The sequence below is a fragment of the Vibrio sp. 378 genome, from assembly GCF_033339435.1.
The window spans coordinates 1-545 of sequence record NZ_JAWOUO010001041.1; the positions used below are offsets into that span (position 1 = coordinate 1).

Below are 545 nucleotides of genomic sequence, written 5' to 3' on the forward strand. Positions count from 1 at the left end.
CGCAGCAAAGTTTTATACTGGGCTTATTCAATTGCAAAACCCTGAGTTTGGCGACTCATCTAGTATTGATGATGTGCTTCCTCAAACCGATGCCTTTATTTCAGCATCTAAAGCCAACTAGAATATCGATGTCATTCTTCCGCGTGTTGAATCTTTTGCCTTAGCGGCGAAAGGGGAGCGTTCGAAAGGTGTCATGGTTCTAGGCGTTGATCCTGAATCAGAAAATGCGTACTCCCACATTAGTGACAAATTGGTTCAAGGTGAGTTTATCGCCTCTGGGCAAAATGCGGTTTTGGTCGGTGGCGGTTTAGCGCAGTATCTTCGTTTGAAGATTGGCGATGAGTTGGTGTTGTATGGCGCTGGGTATCGTGGTCAGACGGCTGCGGGGTTGTATCGTGTCGCTGGAATTTTGCATTTCCCGTTACAGCAGTTGGATTCCCAATTGGTTTATATGCCTCTTGATACTGCTCAGGCATTGTATTCACTTGATAAACAGGTGACGGCATGGGTGCTCAATACTTCAAATTTACGCGTATTGCCCAGTG

At 46.1% G+C, this 545-nt stretch carries 1 pseudogene; it reads left to right on the forward strand.

The features are described from left to right. Positions 1–545 (forward strand): annotated as a pseudogene (locus R7Q48_RS30260) (ABC transporter permease); the annotation flags it as partial.